The following is a 21,347-nucleotide window of genomic DNA, read 5'->3' on the forward strand; positions in this document are numbered from 1 at the left end:
GTCCGGCTGGTCATGTCCGCCTCACAGCCGGCGTGCTTCGGACGGCCCGGGGCGTAACGATCTCGCGATCGAATAGAGGTACGCCTCTGCGGCGCATGAAGAAGACCAGAACGGCGCCGGCGATGATCCCGCCGGCATGGTCACTCCAGGAAACATTGCCGTCCGGATCGACAATCAGCATGAAGAACTGCTGACCGATCCAGAGCAGCAGCGGCACGAAGGCCGGAAGTGGCAAAGGAATGCGGGCGAAAACCAGCACCCACACCCTCACGCGCGGGTGAAGGATGACATAGGCCGCGACCACGCCGGAAATCGCACCTGAGGCGCCTATCAGCGGTGCCTGCGAGTCGGACGTAAGCAGACCATGACAAAGCGCGCCGAAAGCGGCGCAGATGAGATAGAACACCAGAAAGCGAAAATGCCCCATCGCATCTTCGACATTGTCGCCGAACACCCATAGAAACAGCATGTTGGAAGCGAGATGCCAGAAGCCGGCATGGACGAAGGCATAGGTGACGTAGGTTAGCGCGTCGGGAGCGATGGCGAGTCCGGGAGCGAGCACGGCGTGGTGAAAAGCGACAGCCGGTATGTAGCCGAGGCCGACCGCCGCTGCCTGAGCCACCTGCTCGGGAACGAGGAAATCGGTGAAAAGCCAGACTGCGATATTCACGCCGATCAAGCTCAGCGTCACCCACTGCACTTTGATGTGCTTCAGCGTATTGGCGTCGTGCAGCGGTATGAACATGAAAGCCTGCCCCCGGCGATCCTAACCGGCGAGAGCCTACCTGTTTTTGCCCGGAACCCAAAGCACGTCCGCATTGCCGCGATCATTCGCGTATCGCGCCGCAACAAAGAGGAAATCGGAAACCCGATTGACATATTTCAGCGCTGCCTCGCTGACGATTTCACCCGGGGTGCGCGACAGCGCCACCATCAATCGCTCGGCGCGGCGCGAAATGGTGCGGGCGAGATGCAAATGTGCGGCTGCCGCTGAGCCGCCCGGCAGGACGAAGGATTTCAACGGCTGCAAGGCGGCATTCAGCGCGTCAATGTCGTGTTCAACCCGCGTTACCTGCGTGTCGACGATGCGGAGCGGTTCGTATTCCGGCGTCTCTCCCGTCTCGGGTGTCGCCAGATCGGCGCCAAGATCGAAGAGGTCGTTCTGGATGCGGATCAGCATCTGGTCGAGATCGGGCATGCCTGCCGTGTGCAGCCGGGCGATGCCGATCGCCGAGTTCGTCTCGTCGATCGTGCCATAGGCTTCGACGCGCAGATCATGCTTCAGCCGCCGCGGTCCGGAAACGAGCGCCGTCGTGCCGTCGTCGCCCGTCCTGGTATAGATCTTGTTGAGCTTGACCATTTATCCTCCTTGGAGAAATCGTCAGGTCGGCCGCCCGCCGCCCGTCAGCCACAGCGTCAGCATGATGAGGATCACGGCGATCGCCTGCAGCAATATGCGCAACTGCATCAGCTTGTTGGAAAGGTTCGGATTGCCGCCCTTCATCATATTGAAGAGGCCGCGGATCAGCACGAGCGCCACAAGGCCCATGACGATGATTGCGAGAATGTAGGTGACCGTGGACATGGCGTTCGGCTTTCTTGTTCAGTCGGTCCGGCGCATCAAACGGTAGAAGAGATCCGCCGGAAGCAGCCTCTTCAGGAGCATGCCCTGTTTTGCCGGAGTTGTTACAGGGTAATGTGGCCTCGGAGCGTCCGAGTTCAATGCGTGTTTCAGCACGGTATAGACGGCATCCGGCTGAAGCTTATGTCGATTCTTCAGGCCCGTCCCCTCAAGCCGCGCGAGCTGCCGTCGGTAGTCTGCCGCATGCACCGAATTACCGATATCGACATGCGCTTTGAACTTGGCGAGCGCATTGGCAGTAAAGCGGGAGGCGATCGGTCCCGGCTCGATCAGGCTTACATGGATGCCGCTACCCTGAAGCTCCATCCGCAATGTAATGCTCAGGCCTTCGAGCGCGAATTTCGATGCAATGTAGGCGCCGCGAAAGCGATAGGGTACCAACCCTAAAATGGACGAGCATTGCACGATGCGGCCCGAACCGCGCTTTCGCATCAAGGGCAGCACCTGCCGCGCCAGTTCGTGCCAACCGAAGAAATTCGTTTCGAACTGCGCGCGCAGCACATCGGTCGTCAGATCCTCGACCGCGCCGGGCTGGCCGTAACCACCGTTGTTGAAAAGCGCGTCGATGCGCCCGCCGCTCGCCTCGGTCACATCCCGAACGAAGCCAGAGATCAAATCCGGCCGCGTATAATCCATCAGGAAAGCTTCGAGTCCGTCAGCACGCAACGATGCAACGTCGTCGTGTTTCCGCGCTGTTGCAAAGACGCGCCAGCCGTCATCCTTCAGAGCTCGCGCGCAATAAGCACCGATGCCGGACGAGCATCCGGTCACGATGATGGTACGCTGCTCCGCCATGGATTGATTCCTGTACAAAATGGGACTGGTTTCCCATATTCGACGGGAGGATACAACGACGAAAGCCGGCAGACGAATGGCCGAAGATGGGGACGGAATGCCGAAGATAGTGCGGACGTTCTACGACGTGGCATACGACGCAATTTGCCATCTCATCGAGGATGACGGTTTCGCCATGGCAAGCCATGTTGCATTGTCGATCCTGCTTGCGGTTTTTCCCTTCCTGATCTTCGGCACGGCGCTTGCGAACTTCCTTGGCGCCGATCAGTTTTCTGCGACGGCCGTCCATCTCATTTTCGATACATGGCCGGAGGCGATCGCCAAGCCCGTTGCCGATCAAGTGCTTCAAGTCCTGACCGTCCCGCGTGGCGGGCTGCTCACGGTCTCGGTGCTGGCTGCCGCCTACTTCGCCTCGAACGGTGTCGAGGCGCTGCGCATTTCGCTCAATCGTGCATACCGCGTGCAGGAAACGCGCCCATGGTATTTAACCCGCCTTGCCAGCCTCGGTTATGTCCTCGTTGCGGTCATCATTTTTGCCGCCATCAGCATCCTGCTCGTCGCCGTGCCGGTGGGGCTCAATTATGCGCGCGAATGGCTGTTGAACAACGACACCCTCGAATGGCTCCCCGACATCATCCGCGAACGGCTGCCGCTCATCGTCGACGCACTTCAGATCGTCTTCAGCTGGCGAATCTACGGAACGCTCTTCGTCCTGACGGTCGGCCTGCTCGTCGTTCACCTTTGGCTGCCGGCCGGCCGGCGGCACGTTTATGACGTCATACCGGGCGTCCTGCTGACACTGCTTTTCTGGCTCGCGGGAGCCGTGATCTTCGCCTACTACCTTGCGACCTTTGCCAACTACACGGCGACCTATGCAGGTTTGGCATCGGTGATGGTCGTGCTGATTTTCCTTTACATGGTTGGCGTCATCTTCATCATCGGCGCAGAGGTCAACGCGGCGCTGATGAAATTTCGCGTACGCGCTATCTTTTCCCGCAACTTCCTGGGCGGACAGGCCGGCAAGTCCTCAAAGGCCGACAAGGTGCCGGATATCGGCCGCTGACAAGCCCTTGGCTCTTAGTTCGGCAACGCCGGTATCGCCTTCGCTTTTGGAGAGTTTGCGTCCCGCCGCATCCGTCACCAGCCGATGGTGGTGATAGATGGGTTCCGGCAGACCGAGCAGGGCCTGCAGCAGCCGGTGGACGGACGTCGCATGAAAGAGGTCGAGCCCGCGCACCACATGCGTGACACCCTGCAGAGCGTCGTCGATGACGACCGAAAGGTGATAGCTCGACGGTGCATCGGAACGCGAGAGAACGACATCTCCCCAAATTGATGGGTCGGCGGCAATCTCGCCGGTTTGTGCGTCGCCGGTTTCGGCCCAGCGCAAGGTGCGGCCGAGGGATTGCAGCGCGCGCAGCATATCGAGACGCCAGGCGTGCTTCAGTCCCGATGCGAGCATCCTCTGCCGCTCACCCTCGCTGCGGTCGCGATCGTCAGCTGGATAGTGCGGCGAACCGTCCGGATCGCGCGGCCAGGGATTGCCGCCGGCTTCGGAGGCGGTCACTCGGGCTTTCACCTCGCCGCGCGTCAGAAACGAAGGGTAGACCAGTCCGCGCTCGATCAGCCTGCGCAGCGCCGCCTGATATTCCGTGAAATGCTCGGACTGCCGCCGAACGGGGCTTTCCCAGCCGATCCCCAGCCATTCGAGATCGGTGTAGATGCCTGCTTCGAAATCAGGTGTACAACGCGTCTGGTCGATGTCTTCGATGCGCAGCAAAAGACGTCCGTCCGCCGCCGCTGCCATGTCCTGATTGAGGAAAGCCGAAAGCGCGTGGCCGAGATGCAGCGGGCCGTTGGGGCTGGGTGCAAAACGAAAAACGGGCTTTTGACGCTGAGTCGTGGTCATGCTTTCTTCTGCCACGGATTCGAAACCATCGCGAGGCACCGTGCAGATCATTCGAGGCGAAGAGGATATCCGCGAGGGAATGGAGCATCTGCTGCGCCTCGACCCGCGGCTCGCAGTGATTGCCGAGGAGGCAGGCCCGATTCCGCTCCGCCTTCGCGAACCCGGGTTTGCGGGGCTTGCGCATATCATCGTCTCGCAGATGGTTTCGCGCGCAAGCGCCGAAGCCATCTGGCGGCGCATGCTTCCACCAGATGGACTGCCGACGGCCGAAGGCTATGTCGCGCTTCATCCGGAAGCCTGGCGGCAGTTCGGCTTGTCGCGCGCGAAAGCGGTGACGCTGTCGGGTATCGCCGACGCGGTGGCATCGGGCGATCTGGATCTCGCGGCACTTTCCGCGAAGCCGCCCGCCGAAGCGCTTGCCGCGTTGACATCCTTGAAGGGCGTCGGTCCCTGGACGGCAGAAGTCTATCTGATGTTTTGCGGTGGGCATGCCGACGTCTTCCCATCCGGAGACGTCGCGCTGCAGAATGCAGTTGCTGCGGCTCTTGGTCTCGAAAAACGCCCACAGGCAAAAGCGCTCGCCTCGCTTGCCGCGATCTGGTCTCCCTGGCGATCTGTCGCAGCAAGGCTGTTCTGGGCCTACTACGCGCAGAAACTGGGTCGTGGACTGCTGCCGGTCGGCTGATCGCCAACGCTCATGAATTAGCCTTTATTCGCTGAATTTATTGGACTTCACAAGGCTGTCACAACCGGCCTAATATAAGGATGCAGATGCCGAATCGCTCAGGAGAGTCCTTTGACGATTGCAGTCTCCCCACAGGCCCTGCCGGCGCTCGTCCTGAACGCTGACTACAGGCCTTTGAGTTATTATCCCTTGTCGCTTTGGTCCTGGCAGGACGCGATCAAGGCGGTTTTCCTTGACCGTGTGAATATCATCGCAGAATACGAACATTCGGTTTCGTCGCCGAGCTTCTCGATGCGGCTTCCGAGTGTCGTTTGCCTCAAGACATACGTGCAGCCTTCACGGAACCCGGCCTTCACGCGATTCAACGTGTTTCTCCGGGACAAGTTCGAATGCCAGTATTGCGGCGAGCATGATGATCTGACCTTTGATCACGTCATCCCGCGCGCCCATGGCGGCGAGACAACCTGGCAAAATGTCGTGGCGGCCTGTTCTCCCTGCAATCTCAGGAAGGGCAGCAAGCTGCCGAAGCAGGCAGGGATGTTCCCCACGCAGAAGCCGTATCAGCCGACCGTGCAGGATCTGCACAACAATGGCCGCCTCTTCCCGCCGAACTATCTGCACGACAGCTGGCTCGATTATCTCTACTGGGATACCGAACTGCAGCCGTAACGGCAGCAGTCTCTTTCAGGCCGACTTGCGGACGCCGATGAAGGCGAAGGCCGCAAGAACGAGGCTTGCAATCACATTCCAGCCCGCAAAGGACAGGCCGAGCACGCGGAGCGCCGCGTCGGTGCAGGAAGGACCGGTGATCGTATTGAGTTCCGTCAGGAGGTCGCCGGCGTTCTGCGTCATGCTGCTTGCGCTCGTCGAGCAGGTCGCAGGTCCCGCCCAGAAGTGCCATTCGACACCTGCGTGATAGACCCCCATTCCGGCTCCGACCACCATCAGCATCCCAGCCGCCAAAAGCAGCGCGCGGCCGATCCAGTTCGGTAGACCGAAAAAGGATGCAAGCGCTCCCAGGATCGCGATCGGGATGGCGTAGTAATAAGGCTGGCGCTGCAGCAGGCAGAGCGCACAGGGAATATAGCCGCCGATATATTGGAACCCCAGTGCCGTTCCGACCACTACTGCCATGCCGAGAGCCAGGAGCAGCGAATAGATGACGACTGGACGAGAAGACGGCGAGGCGATGGCAGTCATGGAGGAACTCCGGGAGGTTGGCTCAGTGTGCAAGGTACCGGTATGCAATATAGAGCACGATCGCGACCACGGCACCGATGCTGACGATATGTCCAAGGCGCTTCTCGATGAAATGGCGGATCGATTCGCCATACCGCCGAAGCAGCCAAGCCAGGAACAGGAAGCGTGCGCCACGCGCAACGATCGCAGAGACGATGAACAGCCAGATATTGACGTGAATGACGCCGGAAAGGATCGTTACGATCTTGATCGGTGGCAGGTGCGCCAGCCCCGAGGTTACCAGCAGAAGCAGGATTGTCTCGTAGGTGACGTACGACTTCATCTGCTCGAAGGCATCGAGCTTCCCATAAAATTCCAGTACCGGCTTCGCCACCGTCTCGTAGGCGTAGAAACCAAGCGCCCAGCCGGCAATGCCGCCGAGAACCGAGGCGATCGTCGCGACGATTGCATATCGGTAAGAGCGCTCGGGTTTGGCCAGCGCCATCGGGAGGAAGAGGACATCGGCCGGAACGAGAAAGACGGAGCTTTCCACGAAGGCGATAACGGCGAGCCAGATTTCGGCCGATTTGCGGGCGGCGAGAGACATGGTCCAGTCGTAAAGTCTGCGGAGCATTCCATTCCTTTCGTGCTGCGGTGCAAAAGCTTTAGGGAACCGATCCGGGCCTGTAAATCCTTTAGCGTGGCGATAACGTCAGCCCGCCGGCGAAAATTTTCGTGATCCGAATGTCAGCACCGCTCGCGGCATTTTGGCAGATTGCAAATCGGTCAGTCGGCTGCAAGCTGCTTTCGGGTCTATTTTACAGGTGCGACGAATGAAATTTAGGGTGATTGAAGGCGGCCTGGGCAAAGCGGCTGATGAGGTGGGAGCCGCAGCCCAAAGGCGGCCAAGCAGCGAAGATGTGCAGCGGGAAGCGGTCCGGCGTCTTCGTGAAAGCGGTTATCACACGTCGTACGTGCGACAGCTTGCGACAGGGGCTCCACAGCCCGAAGCGCTGAGATATCTGAAGATGCAGCTCGATTTTGCGGCCCAAACGCTCTCTCGGCTCAATCCGATTCCCGAGGATTACCACGCCGATGCCTATTGGCCTTCGGTGGAGCGTTCGCGCTGATCCGGCTGCGCTTGGCGCTTCGCCCGCATGACATTCATTTCCGCTCGTTCGCGCGCCATCTCGCTGACGGCAGTCCTTAATGCCGGGTGGTGCGCGGTGAACATGTTGAAGTCACGGCGGTCCAGCACCAGGAACTGGCAGAAATCGACAGCGATGACATCGGCCGTTCGCCGCCCACCCGTCAATAGCGCTATTTCGCCGAAAAAGGCGCCGGCTTCAAGGCGAACTGGATCACCATCGACGCGCACCTCCACCGCGCCCGAGGAAATGAAATACATCCCATCACCCCGGTCGCCCTTGCGCACCACCCTTTCGCCGGGAAGCGCCGATTTCGGCCGGAAAAGCAGCAGCAGCTCCTCCTGAGAATACTCGTCGACCTCGGAAAACAGCGGAAAGGTCTCGATGAGCTTTTCTATCTCCAGTTTATGCTCGCGCGCGCGTTTTTCACCGAGCAGGCGGTTTTTCTCGAGTTCGCGGCCCAGGACATCGAGCCGCCGGCGGCCGTAATTGTCGTAAAGATGCGGCCATTTCGCATGGGCGCGCCTGTGAAGCACCTCGGCACCGTAGCAGACGGCCGGATTGAACGTGATCGACAGGATCGCGGTGGCGAGGATCAGGTCCTGTCCTTCCTGCGGCAACAGGCCGAGCGAGATCCCGAGGCCGGCCAGGATGAAGGAAAATTCGCCGATCTGCGCCAGCCCGCCCGACACGGTCAGGGCCATTCCGATCGGATAACGAAGCATGATCACGATCAGGAAGGAAATGATCGCCTTGCCGACGATGATCAATGCCAGCGCACCGACCACGGCCATCGGCTGGCGCACCAGGATCGACGGATCGAACAGCATGCCGACCGAGACGAAGAACAGCACCGAAAAGGCGTTCTGAAGCGGCAGGGAGTCGGCGGCGGCCCTGTGACTGAGGTTGGACTCACTCATCACCACGCCGGCGAAGAAAGCGCCGAGCGCGAACGAGACGCCGAAGATTGCAGCGGAGCCGAAAGCAATGCCGAGCGCGACGGCGAGCACCGTAAGCGTGAACAGCTCGCGTGAACCTGTCCGGGCGACTCGCATGAGGAGCCAGGGGACGATCTTCGGTCCGAGCAAGATCGCCAGGATCGCAAAGCCGCCGACTTTCAGCAGCGTCAACGCAATCGTCAGCCAAAGCGGCAATCCTGCATCATGCGCAGCACCGTTGGCGGCGTGGCCGCCGAGGAATTCGGCGAGAGCGGGCAGCAGCACCAGCGCCAGAACCATGGTCAGGTCTTCGACGATCAACCAGCCGACGGCGACGCGTCCGCTGGCCGAATTGAGAAGGTTTCGCTCTTCAAGGGCCTTCAACAGCACGACCGTGCTTGCGACCGACAAGGCGAGACCGAAGACAACCCCCGCGCCGAGACCCCACCCCCACCATTTCACGAGCCCGATGCCGAGAAGGGTAACGATCACGATCCGCGCGATCGCGCCCGGCACCGCGACGCCGCGCACGGCCAGCAAATCGGCGGTGGAAAAATGCAGGCCGACGCCGAACATCAGCAGGACGACGCCCATTTCCGCCAGTTGGCCGGCAAGCGCGGTATCCGCCACGAAACCGGGGGTATACGGTCCCATAAGAATGCCGGCCACGAGATAGCCGACAAGCGGCGGCAGCCGGAGTCTGTCGGCTAGGTATCCGAGCCCCGCCGCAAAGACGAAACCTATGGCAATCGTCGCGAAAAGGGTTGCTTCCTGATGCACATCCGCCCCTGACGTTGGTTCGAGGCGGCCACTTTTAACGAAGTATCAGGGAAATTAAACACTTGATTTGAAATCGCGCGATTCAGGCCGTCGCTTAGAAGACACCAGCTTGGCGCTAGGTTCAAAGCGAAGTATAATATTGCACTAAACATAATATTGAGTCTCACTGGAGAGTTCCATGCGAGAACTAAAAGCCGTTGATCTCACATCCAACCGATATTTCGAAGCCGTAGAATTTGGATATGTTCGGAAAGTCTTTCTCGAGGACGAAGCTTGCTGGGGTCTTTTTGACTCCGAGGGCGACGTCATCTTTGTCGGCGACGATCCGGAGGAATGCCAATCGTTCGCTGCAAAGGAGGAGATCAGGATCCAGACGATCCACTAGAGGCCGCGCGGTTGTTTTTTGAAGTCGGTGGTGCCCCATGCCGGGGTCGAACCAGCACTTCTTTCGAAACTCGATTTTGAGTCGAGCGCGTCTACCAATTCCGCCAATGGGGCAACGGATACCGACGAGCGGGGTGTCTAACACGCTCCCGCCTGCGCGCGCAAGACGGCAGGCGGGCTTATCGGGTTGATTTGATGCAACATCCGGGCGTTGCATACTGGAAGCCTATTGCATCAGTGAGCGGCGGCGGGCGCCGGGGCCGTCAGGCCGGATTTCTTCAGCGTGATCGCGAGGATCGAGGCGAGCAGGCAGAAGGCGCCGGCGGTGAAGAAAGCCGGCAGGTAGCTCGAGAGCTCGGTGCGCGAGAGGCCCGCGCCATAGGCAGCGGTCGCGGCGCCGAGCTGATGACCGGCAAAAACCCAACCGAAGACCAGGCCCGCCTTTTCCCGCCCGAAGCGGTCGGCGGCGATCTTGACGGTCGGCGGAACGGTGGCGATCCAGTCGAGACCGTAGAAGACCGCGAAGATCGAAAGACCGTAGAAGCTGAAATCGCTGAAGGGCAGAAAAAGCAGCGAGAGGCCCCGCAGACCGTAGTACCAGAAGAGCAGCCAGCGATTGTCGAAGCGATCCGACAGCCAGCCGGAGCCGATCGTGCCGAAGAAATCGAAGATGCCCATCACGGCAAGGACGCTGGCGGCGGCGACCGGCATGATACCGAAATCACCGCAGAGCGTGACGAAATGCGTCTGGATCAAGCCGTTCGTGCTGAGGCCGCAGATGAAGAAGGTGGCGAACAGGATCCAGAAGGTCGAGGTTCTCGAGATTTCAAGCAGAATCGTGATCGGCGTCTTCAAGGCGCCGCCCAATGTGCCGCGCGCAGGCGGTGGCGTAATATGGGCCTCGCCAACCGAGGGCAGATTAACGTCCGAGGGACGGTCGCGCATGAAGGCAAGGACGGCAAGAGCTGCAACCATGATCATGGCGCAGACAAAGAAGACCGTGGAGCGCCAGCCGTAGCGTTCGGTCAGCTCAGCCATCAGCGGCAGGAAGACGAGCTGGCCGGTGGCCGAGCTTGCGGAAAGCATCCCGACAACGAGGCCCCGATGCTTGGTGAACCAGCGTGTCGATATGGTCGCAGCAAGCACCATGGCCGTCAGGCCCGTGCCGAAACCGACGACGATGCCCCAGAGCAGCAGAAGTTGCCAAAGCGACGTCATGAACAGCGAGCCGATGAAACCGGCACCGATCAGCGCGAGCGCGAAAACGATGACCTTGCGCACGCCGAAATAGTTCATGAAGGCCGCTGCGAAGGGACCCATCAGGCCGAAGAGAAGCAGGCGAATCGCGAGCGCGGAGGAAATCTGGGAGGTTTCCCAACCGAACTCGTCCTGAAGCGGCTTAATGAGGACGCCCGGTGCGCCCATGGCACCGGCGGTGACCAGCATGGTCAGGAAGGTGGCAGCGACAACGACCCATCCATAATGGATGTTGCGGCGGGCAAGGGTGGATGCAAGCGCAGCGGAGACCATGGGCAAATTCCATTCGTGGGAATGATGGATGGATCACAGATTTAGATGATGGTCATCATATTTCTTGTGTATTGATGATGGACGTCATATAAATTGTCAAGCGACTATTTCCGGAGCCGGTACATGCGCGTCAGCCGTGAGAAATTTGCAGAAAATCGCCAGAAGATCCTGGAAACGGCGGGTGTCATGTTCCGCGAAAACGGGTTCAACGGCGTCGGCGTCGCCGACATCATGAAAGCCTGCGGGCTGACGCATGGCGGTTTTTACGGGCACTTTCAATCGAAGGAAGAGCTGCAGCTGGAGGTAAGCCGTGCCCTGATCGCGAGGGTGGAGATCCGGTGGAAGGAATTGATCGCCAAGTCTCCGGAACGGCCGCTCGAGGCGCTCCTGGAGCACTACGTCTCATGGTGCGCGGTGGATGATCCCGGTAACAGCTGCGTTTTCGTTTCGCTGATGGACGAGGTCAGCCGCAGCACCGGTGCCGTGCGGGAAATCTTCAACGATGGGCTTTCGGCGCTCGTCTCGATCCTCGCCGAGATCGTGCCCGGCGATACGCCCGAGGAGCGCCGCAAGAACGGCTTCACGACGCTCTCGTCAATGATGGGGGCCGTCAGCCTGGCGCGCGCAGTCGAAAATCGCGAGCTTGCTGGCCAGTTCCTGTCGACGATGAGGGAGAAGCTGGCACCGGCAAAATCTGCCGATGCCTGAAGGCGCCTCCTTTGAAGCGTCAGGGGCGGCGGTTGCCACCCGCATCCAGGTTACTTGAAGCCTTCCACGTGATGCGGAACATACGGCTCTTCAAGGGCGGCGACGTCCTCGGCGCTGAGTTTGACCGTCAATGCGCCGACCGCATCCGACAGGTGGTGCGGCTTTGATGCACCAATGATCGGCGCGGTCACTGCGCTTTTCTGCAACACCCAGGCAGTACCGATCTGGGCGCGGGAGACACCATGCGCTTTCGCCAGCCGGCCGACCGTGTCGATGATCTTGCGGTCGGCATCCTCGGCCTGCTTGTAGAGCGTCTTGCCGAACTCATCCGTTTCGCTGCGCGCGGTCTTTTCGTCCCAGTCACGCGTGAGCCGGCCGCGGGCGAGCGGGCTCCATGGGATCACGGCGATCTTCTGATCCTCGCAGAAAGGCAGCATCTCGCGCTCTTCCTCGCGATAGAGCAGGTTGAGGTGGTCCTGCATGCTCACGAATTGCGTCCAGCCGTTCAGCCGCGATGTGTAAAGCATCTTCGCGAATTGCCACGCATACATCGATGAGGCGCCGATATAGCGCGCCTTGCCCGCCCTGACGACATCATGCAGGGCCTCGAGTGTCTCTTCGATCGGTGTCGCATAGTCGAAGCGGTGGATCTGGTAGAGGTCGACGTAATCGGTGCCGAGACGGCGAAGACTGTTGTCGATCTCGTCGAAGATAGCCTTGCGCGAAAGGCCTGCGCCGTTCGGTCCCGGCCGCATGCGGTTGAAGACCTTGGTCGCGAGCACGATGTCTTCGCGCTTTGCGTAGTCCTTAAGGGCGCGGCCGACGATCTCCTCGGAGGAGCCGTCCGAATAGGTGTTGGCGGTGTCGAGGAAGTTGACGCCAAGGTCGAGCGCCTGCTTGATGATCGTCCGGCTCTCTTCCTCGCCGAGCGTCCAGGCGTGACTGCCTCGGCCCGGGTCGCCAAAGGTCATGCAGCCGAGACAAATCTTCGAAACTTCGAGGCCGGTACCTCCGAATTTGACATACTCCATGAGATGACTCCGTCACTAGATTTGAATACCCGAGGCGCCCCGGAGTTATCTAACGCCCAATCATCGTAAATGTCAGCGACCTGGCCGAGAATGTTTTGCGGGATGAGCACGATAGTGTGAAACGAGCCTTGAACCGGCAGCGACCCACCTCGATCCGCTGAACTTGCACTCGATCGCCGCAAGGTGTTAGCTACTGCAGCATTCAACGGAATTCGAATATGAAATTGCCCACCCGCGATCGCTATGACGATCTTTATCGCGATTTTTCGTGGGAGATTCCTGAAGATTTCAACATCGGGCGCGCCGTCAGCGACGAATGGGCGGAGCGTGCGCCGGACCGCATTTGCCTCGAGCATTTCAGCCCGGACGGCCGCCATCTGTCGATGACGTACCGCACGCTTTCGGAGCGGTCTTCGTCATTCGCCAATGCATTGACGTCCCTTGGTATTCGCCGCGGCGATCGCGTGGCGCTGCTCCTGCCACAATGTTTCGAAACGGTGATCGCCCATGTGGCGATCTACAAGCTGGGCGCCATTGCTGTGCCGCTCGCACTGCTCTTCGGCGTCGAGGCGCTGGAGTACCGGCTGAAGACGTCGGGCGCAGCCGCGATCGTCACCAACTCGTTCGGCCTGGAGTGCGTGAACCAGATTCGCGAGAGCCTGCCAGAGCTCAAGACAGTCATCAGCATCGATGGCGGTGAGGCGCTTGCCTTCGGGGCGCTCGTCGAGGCGCATCCGCCGCTTTTCGAAGTCGCAGAGACTGGCCCGGACGATCCGGCACTTATGATTTTCACCTCCGGTACGACAGGGCCGCCCAAGGGTGCCTTGCATGGACATCGCGTTCTGGCCGGTCACATTCCGGGCATGCAATTTGCCCATGAAGGCTTTCCGCAGCCCGGCGACAAGGTCTGGACGCCATCCGACTGGGCCTGGGCGGGCGGCCTGTTGAACGCGCTGCTGCCCAGCCTTCTGCTGGGTGTGCCCGTCGTTTCCTCGCCGGCGCAGAAATTCGACGCCAATATGGCCTACCGCATCATGGCCGAGATGAAGGTGCAAAACGCCTTCATTCCGCCGACGGCGCTCCGCCTGCTGAAATCGGTCAGCGACCCATGCAGGAAATACGATCTTAAGCTGCGGACGATCGGCTCCGCCGGTGAATCGCTCGGCCGCGAAACCTATGAATGGGCGCGCCAGACACTCGGCGTCACCGTCAACGAGTTTTACGGCCAGACGGAGTGCAATTTCGTCATCTCTTCAAGCGCTGCCTATGGCGTAACGAAGGCCGGAGCGATAGGGCGGGCCGCGCCCGGCCATCGTGTCGCGATCGTCAACGCAAGCGGAGAAGAACTGCCTCCCGGAGAGACGGGCCAGATCGGCATCAAGGCACCCGATCCGGTTATGTTTCTCGGCTACTGGAACGACGAGGAGGCAACCCGCAAGAAGTACGCCGCAGGCTGGCTGATGACCGGCGATATCGGCCACCAGGATGAAGAAGGCTATATCACGTTTCATGGCCGGGACGATGACGTCATCACGTCGTCCGGTTATCGGATCGGACCGGCCGAAATCGAGGACTGCCTCGTGGGCCACCCCGCCGTGCAGCTTGCCGCCGCCATCGGCAAACCGGATCCGCTGCGTACCGAGATCGTCAAGGCCTATGTGGTGCTGTCGCCCGGCTACGCGGCGAGCGAGGCGCTGGGTGCTGAAATTCGCGAATGGGTCAAGATGCGGCTTTCGATGCACGAATATCCGCGGGAGGTGGAGTTCGTGGATGCGCTGCCGCTGACGACAACCGGCAAGGTCATCCGGCGGCTCTTGCGGGAAAGGGCTGCGGCGGAGGCCGCCTAGCCGCGTCCTGCCAGGGACATGATCTTCTCGCGAAGCATCTTCGCCATGTTGCGGGTGCTGCGATACATATGCAGTTGGGCAGCAGCCTGACGGACGTCGCGGTCGCCGTTCTGCGTCAGGCCGATCACGAGAGTTCCCATATCCTCGCGCTCCTGCCAGAAACGGCTCATGATCGGGTGATCCGGAACGGCGCAAGAATCGGAACGCACGATATTGGCGTCGTCGAGATGCCACTCCGTCAGTTCGGCCATCAGCAGCTTACCGGGCGAATAGCGGGCATAGGCCTCGTCATAGGCTGTCTTCCACGTATAGGCTTCACCACCCATCATCAGCACGACGGTTGCGGCGATCGATTTGCCGTTCAGGTCGATGGTGTGAATGCGCACTGCGTCGATCGCCGCGAGGTTCGAGACGGCCTCACGGGCAAAGGCTGTATGATAGCGGTCCGTCACCAGTGCGCTTCGCCTCTTGCCCTTCCAGCCGCCGGCTTCCATTGCCAGGAATTCCTCGAAGCGTGCATGGATCTCGCCGGGTTGGCGTGCCACGGCGTAAACAGCCGTCCCCAGCTCTTCCAGTTGCCGCCATTGCCGCCGCATCTCGCGCATATGCGAGGAAGAAACGGTACGGCCAAGATAGGCGGCGGCGTCTTCCTCGCTCTGCAGCATCGGCCGCTGGAGCGGATTGGCGACTGCGACAGGTAGATTGCGGCCCAGCGCGACCGCCTTTGCCATTCGGGCGAAGATGCCGTTCAACCGGATATCCGGCAGCACCAGCGTCGCGGGAAGGTTCAGGTCGGGGGCCGTCAGGCCTTCAAAAAGGTTGTCCAGCGTCTCGGCCGCATCCTCGGCATCCACGAGCGGGGTGCCAAGCGGAGCGAAGCTGTTCGACCATGCGCGGATGATCGATGGCCCCACGCCAAAACCGGGCCGCTCGACGGAAAACGGCATCAGGAAGCGCAGCCGGCTGCGCTGGCCGTTCTCATCACGCATAAGCGCGAAATTCACCCGCCGGTCCTCAAGCCGCGGCATCGCCGGCGCCAGGAAGCGGCCGGTGAAGAAGACATTGGGTTCGATTGCCCGGTTCGAAAGGAAATCCAGTTCGTCCTGCAGTTCATAGCCGAGCCTGCCGGGATAGACGCAGAGTTCGCGTCCGGGGCGCCCGATCTCGACGCGTGCTTCGGCCTGAGGCAAGTCGAAGCGTATTGCGGCGAGTTCGTGGACCATGCGGTTTGCATTGGTATCCGTGCTCTCGGTTATCGGGGGAACACGCACCATTATGAGACTCTCGTTTCTTCTGTTGCCGGCGGGCGGCTAAATGCAAAAAGGACAATGCCGAGAGCCCGCCGAACGGCGACGTGCAGCAGGACGGCTTCGACACCCATGGCGCAAGCGGTGGCGATCGCGGTTCCGACAGTGCCGAAATGCGGGATCAAAGCGATATTCAAAGAGATGTTTGCCGTGAGCGCGATGGCATAGAGCCCGACGCAAAGGTTTTGCTTTCCTGCCATCATCAGCAGCGTTTCGGCCGGCCCGACCAGGGCCTTGGCAAGGATTCCGGCAAGCAGGATCCCCATCAGCGCATAGCCAGCCGTGAAAGCCGCGCCGAAAAGCGACAGCAAAAAATGGCCGGCTGCAACGACGGCAAGCCCGAGCGCGAGAGCTGGCCAGAACGTCCAGCGCGCAGCGTCGATCGCGGCTGCAGCAAGCTGTTCGCGCGTGCCCTCGGCGATGAGGCTGGAGAAGCGTGGGCCTGATGCCGCCTTTACCGAGAACATGATGAAATGCACCAATGCCATCGTCTTTGCGGCGGCAAAATAGATCGCGACATCATGCGGCTCGAGGAAAATGCCGACGACAACGACATCCGAATTGGTCAGCAGGAAGCTCACACCTTCGATCAGAAAGATCGGGAACGCCACATTCAGCCAGGCGAGGAAATCAACCTTGCGCGGCCCTCCGCTATAGTGGCGGCGCAGGCGGAGGAGCGTTGCGATGTACTGACCGACGGCGGTGACATAGGTCGCGGCGAGTGCTGCCTTCATTGCCGTGACCGCGGAATGCTCCGCACCGGCTTGGATCGCCGCCAGCATGAAGGCAATGATGAGGACCGGCCGGATGACATAGACCGGGCTTAGCGCCATGACCGGCCAGTGATTGGCGCGCGAGGTGCCTTCCAGGATGTCGCCGAGGGCGATCATCGGCATGGCGAGAAGTCCGAGGAAGACGGGAAGGAGATAGTAGGGCTCAACCCTGTCGCCAAAAAAGTGCAGCCCCGCCATGCCAACCGCCATCACCAGCGTTCCCGAAAGCATGGCAAAGATGCGGGCCGTTCCGGTCAGGCCGCGAATTTCTTCGAAGGCGCCTGCCGCCTTGTACTGCGGCAGGAAGCGAACGATGGCGGTATGGAAGCCGAGGCAAGAGAGATCGCCGAACACGACGATCAGAACCCAGACAAACACGAAGATGCCGTACTCATACTCGCCCATGAGACGCGCGAGAACGATCTGGGAAATGAAGGCGAGCGCGGCGCTCAAAATGCGGATCGAGAAAGCCGTCAGCGCCATCCGCTGCGCGGTAGCCCTGTCGCCGCGCCCGGTCAGGAGGCCGGCAAGCATGCGTAGCAGGCCGCTTCCCGCAGGGCGCAGGCTAGCAGGCAGCATTCTCTCCGCCGTTTCAATGACCGCCATTACGAACACGCAACACTCTGAACTCAGGCAAATCGTCCCGGAAGTCTTGCCAGTTCAGCGTTAAGAAACGGTTGTGGCGAACACGAAATCCTTAACCACCGGTGATAAATCACGCAAAAGAAAATACCGCCCGGAGGCGGCATTTTATGCTTCATACCATCGCTTAAGCTTCGGCAAACGCGCCGTGGCAATGCTTGAATTTCTTGCCCGATCCGCAGGGGCAGGGCTCGTTCCGGCCGACCTTGCCCCAAGTGGAGGGGTTGTTCGGATCGCGGTTTTCCGGCGAAACGATGACTTCGGACGCCTGGTAGATCGGCGCGAAATCGTTCTCGCCCGTGTCCGGGTCCAGATGCTGGGCTTGCATCACCGGCAGCTCCGGTTCGGCAGGCGCCTGCTGCACCAGTTCGACGCGCATCAACTGCGCGGTCACGGCCTGGCGCAGGCTGGTGAGCAGCGTCTGGAAAAGCTCGAAGGCTTCGGACTTGTATTCCTGCAGTGGATCGCGCTGAGCGTAGCCGCGGAAGCCGATGACGGAGCGCAGGTGGTCGAGGTTGACGATGTGCTCACGCCAGAGGTGGTCCAAGGTCTGCATCACGATCGAGCGCTCGACGTAGTGCATGATATCCGGGCCGAACCGCTCTGCCTTTTCGGTAACGCCAGCGTTGGCAGCCTCGGTGATCCGGTCGCGGATATCGTCCTCGCCAATGCCCTCTTCCTTGACCCAGTCCGCGATCGGGAGATCGAGATTGAGAACGGCAGCCGTCTGCTCCTTGAGACCCGCGGCGTCCCACTGCTCTGCATAGGCACGTTCCGGAATATGCTTGGCGACGAGATCCTCGATGACCTCCCGGCGCATGTCGGAAACGGTCTCGGAGATGTTGGCAGCTTCCATCAGCTCGACGCGCTGTTCGAAGATCACCTTGCGCTGATCGTTCAGAACGTCATCGTATTTGAGCAGGTTCTTGCGGATATCGAAGTTGCGGGCCTCAACCTTCTTCTGCGCGCGTTCCAGAGCCTTGTTGATCCAGGGGTGGACGATTGCCTCGCCTTCCTTGAGGCCAAGCTTCTGGAGCATGCCATCCATGCGGTCTGAGCCGAAGATGCGCATCAGGTCATCCTGAAGCGAAAGATAGAACTTGGAGCGGCCCGGGTCGCCCTGACGGCCGGAACGACCGCGGAGCTGATTGTCGATACGGCGGCTTTCGTGGCGTTCCGTCGCGATGACGTAGAGACCACCGGCAGCAAGCGCCTGCTCCTTGAGCTTTTTGATCTCTTCGGCAATCGCCGCAGCCTTGGCGTCACGTTCCGGACCGGGCTCGACTTCGCCGAGCTCACGTTCGATGCGCATGTCGAGGTTGCCGCCAAGCTGAATATCGGTACCACGGCCCGCCATGTTGGTGGCGATCGTCACCGCGCCGGGGACACCCGCCTGCGCGACGATGTAGGCTTCCTGCTCATGATAGCGGGCGTTCAGGACCTGGAAGTCCTTGAAGCCCTGCTTGCGCATCATCTCGGCGAGCAGTTCCGACTTTTCAATCGAAGTCGTGCCGACGAGAACCGGCTGGCCGCGCTTCTGCGCGTCGGCGATCTCGGCGATGATCGCCTTGTATTTCTCCTCGAATGTCCGATAGACCTCGTCGTCCTCATCGATACGCTGGATCGGCAGGTTGGTCGGTACCTCGATGACATCGAGTCCGTAGATATTGCCGAATTCCTCCGCTTCCGTTTGCGCCGTACCGGTCATGCCGGCAAGCTTCTCGTACATGCGGAAGTAGTTCTGGAAGGTGATCGAGGCCAGCGTCTGGTTTTCCGGCTGGATCTGCACCTTCTCCTTGGCTTCCAGCGCCTGGTGCTGGCCTTCCGAATAGCGGCGACCGGGCATCATGCGCCCAGTGAATTCGTCGATGATGACGATTTCATCATTGCGGACGATGTAGTCCTTGTCGCGCTGGAAGAGCTTGTGGGCCTTCAACGCGTTGTTGATGTGGTGGACGATCGCGACATTCTCGATATCGTAAAGCGAGTGGCCCTTGAGCAGACCGGCTTGCTTGAGCAGACCTTCGAGCTTTTCCGTGCCTTCTTCGGAGAAGTTTGCGGAGCGCTGCTTTTCGTCGATTTCGTAATCTTCGGGCGAAAGCAGCGGAATGAAGGCATCGATCGTATTGTAGAGATCGGAGCGGTCGTCGAGCGGGCCGGAGATGATGAGCGGTGTGCGGGCCTCATCGACCAGGATCGAGTCCACTTCGTCAACGATCGCGAAGTTATGGCCGCGCTGGACCATCTGGCTCTTCTCATACTTCATGTTATCGCGCAGATAATCGAAGCCGAGTTCGTTGTTGGTCGCGTAGGTGATATCGCAATTGTAGGCGGCAGCACGTTCCTCATCCGAGAGGCCGTGGACGATGACGCCCGTGGTCAAGCCGAGGAAGCCGTAGATCTTGCCCATCGTCGCGGCATCGCGGCGGGCGAGATAGTCGTTCACCGTGACGACGTGGACGCCCTTGCCGGCGAGTGCGTTCAGATAGACCGGCAGCGTCGCGACAAGCGTCTTACCTTCACCGGTCTTCATCTCTGCGATGGCGCCGTCATTGAGGATCATGCCGCCGACCAGCTGAACGTCGAATGGCCGCAGGCCGAGCACGCGGCGCGAGGCTTCGCGCACGACGGCAAATGCGGGAACGAGAATGTCGTCGAGCGTCTTGCCGTCTGCCAGCATCTTTCGGAACTCGACCGTCTGTGCGGCGAGCTGTTCGTCGCTCAATGCCCTCGTCTTTTCTTCGATCGAGTTGATGGCGGCGACGTTCGGCTGGAAGGACCGCACGCGGCGATCATTGGCAGAGCCAAATATTTTGCGGGCGATACCGCCAAAGCTGACCATATTACTGGCCCTTTCTTAATTCTTCCCCGGCTCTTCTTATCCATACACCCAGCCGAAAATCAGGCATACGTCTCGAAACGCCAGGAAACTTTTCTGGACGCGAGGTTGCGTGAGAGATAAGAGGGGGGTCGAATGATGTCAACGGATTTGGCTGATATAGAAAGGCCACATTCCAGTGTTGATGGCTGTCTGGGGGCTGGATTCACGAATGCTGAAGCCGGTGGTGTAACTCTGAAAGGTTATTTGATGTTGAGCTACAACAAACTTGCCGTGGTGGCGCTTGCAACTTTTGTTGCGCTACAGGCACCGGCTTACGCGGAAGACAAGCCGGATGCAGTCATCGCCAAGGTCGGCGATCTCGAGATTCATCAGTCGGAACTCGACCTGGCCTTCGCCAATCTCGATCCCCAGCTGGCGCAGCTTCCGGACGATCAGAAGAAGGTTGCCGCTCTTTCGGCCGCGATCGATGTCAAGCTGCTTGCCGCGGATGCCGCAGCCGAGAAGCTTGATCAAACCGATGAGTTCAAGAAGCGCATTCAGTATCTCTCCGATCGCGAGCTGCATAATGCGTATTTCAAGAAGCATGTCGTCGATACCGTTACCGACGATGAGGTGAAGGCGCGCTACGACAAGGAAGTCGCTGGCCTTCCGAAGCAGGAAGAGGTTCACGCCCGCCACATCCTCGTGAAGACCGAGGACGAGGCCAAGGATATCATCAAGCAGCTCGATTCCGGCAAGGACTTCGCCGAGCTTGCCAAGGAAAAATCCACCGATCCGAACAAAGCTGACGGCGGCGACCTCGGCTATTTCACCAAGGGCCGGATGGTCAAGGAATTCGAGGACGCGGCCTTCGCCCTCGATAAAGGCACCTATTCGAAGACACCGGTGAAGACCGATTTCGGCTACCATGTCATCAAGGTCGAAGATAAGCGCGATGCTCCGCCGCCGCCGTTCGACCAGGTGAAGGACCAGGTACGCCAGCTCGTCATGCGCGACAAGTATCTTGCGCTCCTTGCCAAGGCGAAGGAAACGACCAAGGTCGATATCATGGATGCGACCCTTCAAAAGGGTTACGACGATGCGAACAAGCAGCCGGCACCGGGCGAGCAGCCGCCGGCTCAGCCGCAGCAGTAATCTCCATTCAGGGCCCGGTTTTTCCGGGCCCTTCACTATTATTGTTTGTTGTCGCATTTCCGGGTGGTGAGGC

At 60.2% G+C, this 21,347-nt stretch carries 21 protein-coding genes and 1 tRNA gene; 8 read left to right on the forward strand and 14 right to left on the reverse strand.

What is annotated here, in order from left to right:
• Positions 1–10 precede the first annotated feature (10 nt).
• Genes ACPYOJ_RS11870 through ACPYOJ_RS11885 form a run of 4 tightly spaced genes read right to left on the reverse strand, consistent with a single transcriptional unit; the run spans position 11 to position 2,437 of the window.
• Positions 11–745, reverse strand: coding sequence for a rhomboid family intramembrane serine protease (locus ACPYOJ_RS11870; protein ID WP_481416433.1), 735 nt, complete (start codon positions 743–745; stop codon positions 11–13).
• Positions 746–781: 36 nt separating this feature from the next.
• On the reverse strand, positions 782–1,360 hold the full coding sequence (locus tag ACPYOJ_RS11875; protein ID WP_481416434.1) for a cob(I)yrinic acid a,c-diamide adenosyltransferase: 579 nt from the start codon (positions 1,358–1,360) through the stop codon (positions 782–784).
• A gap of 21 nt (positions 1,361–1,381) precedes the next feature.
• On the reverse strand, positions 1,382–1,585 hold the full coding sequence (locus ACPYOJ_RS11880) for a twin transmembrane helix small protein (RefSeq protein ID WP_168832608.1): 204 nt from the start codon (positions 1,583–1,585) through the stop codon (positions 1,382–1,384).
• An 18-nt stretch (positions 1,586–1,603) separates the two neighbouring features.
• A complete protein-coding gene (locus ACPYOJ_RS11885) occupies positions 1,604–2,437 on the reverse strand; it encodes an SDR family oxidoreductase (protein WP_481416435.1) in 834 nt (277 codons plus the stop codon).
• A 97-nt stretch (positions 2,438–2,534) separates the two neighbouring features.
• Between ACPYOJ_RS11885 and ACPYOJ_RS11890 the strand changes: the two genes are divergently transcribed.
• Positions 2,535–3,500 carry a YihY/virulence factor BrkB family protein gene (locus tag ACPYOJ_RS11890; protein ID WP_481416436.1) on the forward strand — a complete coding sequence of 322 codons (966 nt, stop codon included), beginning with the start codon at positions 2,535–2,537 and terminating at the stop codon, positions 3,498–3,500.
• Here ACPYOJ_RS11890 and gluQRS read toward each other — a convergent pair.
• Positions 3,465–4,346: a tRNA glutamyl-Q(34) synthetase GluQRS gene (gluQRS, locus tag ACPYOJ_RS11895; RefSeq protein ID WP_481416437.1), complete on the reverse strand. Its 882-nt coding sequence runs from the start codon at positions 4,344–4,346 to the stop codon at positions 3,465–3,467. The genes ACPYOJ_RS11890 and gluQRS overlap by 36 nt on opposite strands.
• Between gluQRS and ACPYOJ_RS11900 the strand changes: the two genes are divergently transcribed.
• Both ACPYOJ_RS11900 and ACPYOJ_RS11905 read left to right on the forward strand, forming a co-directional pair.
• Positions 4,345–5,031: a DNA-3-methyladenine glycosylase family protein gene (locus ACPYOJ_RS11900; RefSeq protein WP_481416438.1), complete on the forward strand. Its 687-nt coding sequence runs from the start codon at positions 4,345–4,347 to the stop codon at positions 5,029–5,031. The genes gluQRS and ACPYOJ_RS11900 overlap by 2 nt on opposite strands.
• Before the next feature lie 111 nt (positions 5,032–5,142).
• Positions 5,143–5,700 (forward strand): HNH endonuclease, encoded by a 558-nt coding sequence (locus tag ACPYOJ_RS11905; protein WP_168832603.1) that lies wholly within the window; start codon positions 5,143–5,145, stop codon positions 5,698–5,700.
• Between the two features lie 15 nt (positions 5,701–5,715).
• On the opposite strand, the gene ACPYOJ_RS11910 is transcribed toward ACPYOJ_RS11905, so the two are convergent.
• Positions 5,716–6,231: a disulfide bond formation protein B gene (locus tag ACPYOJ_RS11910; RefSeq protein ID WP_481416439.1), complete on the reverse strand. Its 516-nt coding sequence runs from the start codon at positions 6,229–6,231 to the stop codon at positions 5,716–5,718.
• 22 nt (positions 6,232–6,253) lie between these two features.
• Complete coding sequence (locus ACPYOJ_RS11915; RefSeq protein ID WP_481416440.1) at positions 6,254–6,844, reverse strand: YqaA family protein; 591 nt, start codon at positions 6,842–6,844, stop codon at positions 6,254–6,256.
• A 199-nt stretch (positions 6,845–7,043) separates the two neighbouring features.
• On the opposite strand from ACPYOJ_RS11915, the gene ACPYOJ_RS11920 reads away from it, so the two are divergent.
• Positions 7,044–7,340: a hypothetical protein gene (locus tag ACPYOJ_RS11920; RefSeq protein WP_481416441.1), complete on the forward strand. Its 297-nt coding sequence runs from the start codon at positions 7,044–7,046 to the stop codon at positions 7,338–7,340.
• Here ACPYOJ_RS11920 and ACPYOJ_RS11925 read toward each other — a convergent pair.
• On the reverse strand, positions 7,310–9,076 hold the full coding sequence (locus ACPYOJ_RS11925; RefSeq protein WP_481416442.1) for a cation:proton antiporter domain-containing protein: 1,767 nt from the start codon (positions 9,074–9,076) through the stop codon (positions 7,310–7,312). The two genes, ACPYOJ_RS11920 and ACPYOJ_RS11925, sit on opposite strands and share 31 nt — an antisense overlap.
• A gap of 178 nt (positions 9,077–9,254) precedes the next feature.
• Between ACPYOJ_RS11925 and ACPYOJ_RS11930 the strand changes: the two genes are divergently transcribed.
• Positions 9,255–9,461: a hypothetical protein gene (locus ACPYOJ_RS11930; RefSeq protein ID WP_168832598.1), complete on the forward strand. Its 207-nt coding sequence runs from the start codon at positions 9,255–9,257 to the stop codon at positions 9,459–9,461.
• 28 nt (positions 9,462–9,489) lie between these two features.
• Here the strand turns inward: ACPYOJ_RS11930 and ACPYOJ_RS11935 are convergent.
• Both ACPYOJ_RS11935 and ACPYOJ_RS11940 read right to left on the reverse strand, forming a co-directional pair.
• Positions 9,490–9,574, reverse strand: a tRNA-Leu gene (locus tag ACPYOJ_RS11935).
• Between the two features lie 120 nt (positions 9,575–9,694).
• Entirely contained in the window at positions 9,695–10,990 is a 1,296-nt protein-coding gene (locus ACPYOJ_RS11940; RefSeq protein ID WP_481416443.1) for an MFS transporter, read from the reverse strand.
• Between the two features lie 123 nt (positions 10,991–11,113).
• On the opposite strand from ACPYOJ_RS11940, the gene ACPYOJ_RS11945 reads away from it, so the two are divergent.
• On the forward strand, positions 11,114–11,698 hold the full coding sequence (locus ACPYOJ_RS11945) for a TetR/AcrR family transcriptional regulator (RefSeq protein WP_168832596.1): 585 nt from the start codon (positions 11,114–11,116) through the stop codon (positions 11,696–11,698).
• A gap of 50 nt (positions 11,699–11,748) precedes the next feature.
• On the opposite strand, the gene ACPYOJ_RS11950 is transcribed toward ACPYOJ_RS11945, so the two are convergent.
• Entirely contained in the window at positions 11,749–12,729 is a 981-nt protein-coding gene (locus ACPYOJ_RS11950) for an aldo/keto reductase (RefSeq protein WP_481416444.1), read from the reverse strand.
• 218 nt (positions 12,730–12,947) lie between these two features.
• On the opposite strand from ACPYOJ_RS11950, the gene ACPYOJ_RS11955 reads away from it, so the two are divergent.
• The gene (locus ACPYOJ_RS11955) at positions 12,948–14,576 is read left to right on the forward strand and encodes an AMP-binding protein (protein WP_481416445.1); all 1,629 of its coding nucleotides are present in this window, start codon (positions 12,948–12,950) and stop codon (positions 14,574–14,576) included.
• On the opposite strand, the gene ACPYOJ_RS11960 is transcribed toward ACPYOJ_RS11955, so the two are convergent.
• The 3 genes from ACPYOJ_RS11960 to secA form a co-directional block, all read right to left on the reverse strand.
• Positions 14,573–15,850 carry a GNAT family N-acetyltransferase gene (locus ACPYOJ_RS11960; protein ID WP_481416446.1) on the reverse strand — a complete coding sequence of 426 codons (1,278 nt, stop codon included), beginning with the start codon at positions 15,848–15,850 and terminating at the stop codon, positions 14,573–14,575. The two genes, ACPYOJ_RS11955 and ACPYOJ_RS11960, sit on opposite strands and share 4 nt — an antisense overlap.
• Positions 15,850–17,262: a lipopolysaccharide biosynthesis protein gene (locus tag ACPYOJ_RS11965; RefSeq protein ID WP_481416447.1), complete on the reverse strand. Its 1,413-nt coding sequence runs from the start codon at positions 17,260–17,262 to the stop codon at positions 15,850–15,852. Before ACPYOJ_RS11965 ends, ACPYOJ_RS11960 begins: the two co-directional genes overlap by 1 nt.
• 163 nt (positions 17,263–17,425) lie before the next feature.
• Entirely contained in the window at positions 17,426–20,140 is a 2,715-nt protein-coding gene (gene secA, locus ACPYOJ_RS11970; RefSeq protein ID WP_481416448.1) for a preprotein translocase subunit SecA, read from the reverse strand.
• Between the two features lie 246 nt (positions 20,141–20,386).
• Here secA and ACPYOJ_RS11975 point away from each other — a divergent pair, with 246 nt between their 5' ends.
• Positions 20,387–21,274 carry a peptidylprolyl isomerase gene (locus ACPYOJ_RS11975; RefSeq protein ID WP_481416449.1) on the forward strand — a complete coding sequence of 296 codons (888 nt, stop codon included), beginning with the start codon at positions 20,387–20,389 and terminating at the stop codon, positions 21,272–21,274.
• Positions 21,275–21,347 lie beyond the last annotated feature (73 nt).

It is taken from the genome of Rhizobium sp. SVR5-9E, assembly GCF_056755095.1.

Excerpts from the sequence above, each read along its gene's own strand:
- ACPYOJ_RS11870 (WP_481416433.1), bottom strand. The coding sequence starts at position 745 with ATGTTCATACCGCTGCACGACGCCAATACGCTGAAGCACATCAAAGTG.
- ACPYOJ_RS11875 (WP_481416434.1), bottom strand. The coding sequence starts at position 1,360 with ATGGTCAAGCTCAACAAGATCTATACCAGGACGGGCGACGACGGCACG.
- ACPYOJ_RS11880 (WP_168832608.1), bottom strand. The coding sequence starts at position 1,585 with ATGTCCACGGTCACCTACATTCTCGCAATCATCGTCATGGGCCTTGTG.
- ACPYOJ_RS11885 (WP_481416435.1), bottom strand. The coding sequence starts at position 2,437 with ATGGCGGAGCAGCGTACCATCATCGTGACCGGATGCTCGTCCGGCATC.
- ACPYOJ_RS11890 (WP_481416436.1), top strand. The coding sequence starts at position 2,535 with ATGCCGAAGATAGTGCGGACGTTCTACGACGTGGCATACGACGCAATT.
- ACPYOJ_RS11900 (WP_481416438.1), top strand. The coding sequence starts at position 4,345 with ATGCTTTCTTCTGCCACGGATTCGAAACCATCGCGAGGCACCGTGCAG.
- gluQRS (WP_481416437.1), bottom strand. The coding sequence starts at position 4,346 with ATGACCACGACTCAGCGTCAAAAGCCCGTTTTTCGTTTTGCACCCAGC.
- ACPYOJ_RS11910 (WP_481416439.1), bottom strand. The coding sequence starts at position 6,231 with ATGACTGCCATCGCCTCGCCGTCTTCTCGTCCAGTCGTCATCTATTCG.
- ACPYOJ_RS11915 (WP_481416440.1), bottom strand. The coding sequence starts at position 6,844 with ATGCTCCGCAGACTTTACGACTGGACCATGTCTCTCGCCGCCCGCAAA.
- ACPYOJ_RS11920 (WP_481416441.1), top strand. The coding sequence starts at position 7,044 with ATGAAATTTAGGGTGATTGAAGGCGGCCTGGGCAAAGCGGCTGATGAG.
- ACPYOJ_RS11930 (WP_168832598.1), top strand. The coding sequence starts at position 9,255 with ATGCGAGAACTAAAAGCCGTTGATCTCACATCCAACCGATATTTCGAA.
- ACPYOJ_RS11940 (WP_481416443.1), bottom strand. The coding sequence starts at position 10,990 with ATGGTCTCCGCTGCGCTTGCATCCACCCTTGCCCGCCGCAACATCCAT.
- ACPYOJ_RS11945 (WP_168832596.1), top strand. The coding sequence starts at position 11,114 with ATGCGCGTCAGCCGTGAGAAATTTGCAGAAAATCGCCAGAAGATCCTG.
- ACPYOJ_RS11950 (WP_481416444.1), bottom strand. The coding sequence starts at position 12,729 with ATGGAGTATGTCAAATTCGGAGGTACCGGCCTCGAAGTTTCGAAGATT.
- ACPYOJ_RS11955 (WP_481416445.1), top strand. The coding sequence starts at position 12,948 with ATGAAATTGCCCACCCGCGATCGCTATGACGATCTTTATCGCGATTTT.
- ACPYOJ_RS11960 (WP_481416446.1), bottom strand. The coding sequence starts at position 15,850 with ATGGTGCGTGTTCCCCCGATAACCGAGAGCACGGATACCAATGCAAAC.
- ACPYOJ_RS11965 (WP_481416447.1), bottom strand. The coding sequence starts at position 17,262 with ATGGCGGTCATTGAAACGGCGGAGAGAATGCTGCCTGCTAGCCTGCGC.
- secA (WP_481416448.1), bottom strand. The coding sequence starts at position 20,140 with ATGGTCAGCTTTGGCGGTATCGCCCGCAAAATATTTGGCTCTGCCAAT.
- ACPYOJ_RS11975 (WP_481416449.1), top strand. The coding sequence starts at position 20,387 with ATGTTGAGCTACAACAAACTTGCCGTGGTGGCGCTTGCAACTTTTGTT.